Annotated in this window: 1 protein-coding gene; it reads left to right on the top strand. The window is 38.1% G+C overall.

Annotation, left to right across the window (positions count from 1 at the left end):
- Positions 1 to 408: energy transducer TonB (locus tag ABXH06_RS17850; RefSeq protein ID WP_353519103.1), on the top strand; the 408-nt coding region annotated here is incomplete at its 5' end.
- Between the last annotated feature and the right edge of the window lie 112 nt (positions 409 to 520).

Consider the following 520-nt stretch of genomic DNA (forward strand, 5'->3'; position numbering starts at 1 on the left):
GCGTTATATGGAGTTCGAGTCTTGAGAAGGATCTTAATCATCACTTTGTTGTCAGTTATAGTTACTGGCTGTGCAAATACCCAAAAAGCAGTAAAAAACTCAAGCTGTTCTGATGTCCAATCTTGTGCTGAAAAGATAATGTTAAGAGTACGAGAGCAATCAAAGCTGCTTTGTGAAAAAATGCCTATCGACAAAACAATAGTTGTGAAATCTACCTTTTCTAAAAGTGGAGAAGTTTTAGATATGGAGTTAACAACTTCAAGTGGAGTCCAAGAATTTGATGAGGTAGCTTTTAATGCTATTAAAACGTCTGCTCCTCTATTCGAACTAACAATGCTTAATGACGAGGACTTTAAGAAAGCTTCTGTAATAAACTTTAGGTTCGAAGGCCTTAAGAAAACTGAGTAAGTAGAAAGCTCCATATAACAAGCGCATTAAGCACGGGACTGCTAACAGTTTGCTCGGTTTCGCTACGCTGCACATTTTAGCAAACTATTATCAGCCCCTTATGCGGGCGTTA

Source organism: Thalassotalea sp. SU-HH00458, from assembly GCF_040362795.1.
In the GTDB taxonomy this organism is placed as follows: Bacteria; Pseudomonadota; Gammaproteobacteria; order Enterobacterales; family Alteromonadaceae; genus Thalassotalea_H; species Thalassotalea_H castellviae.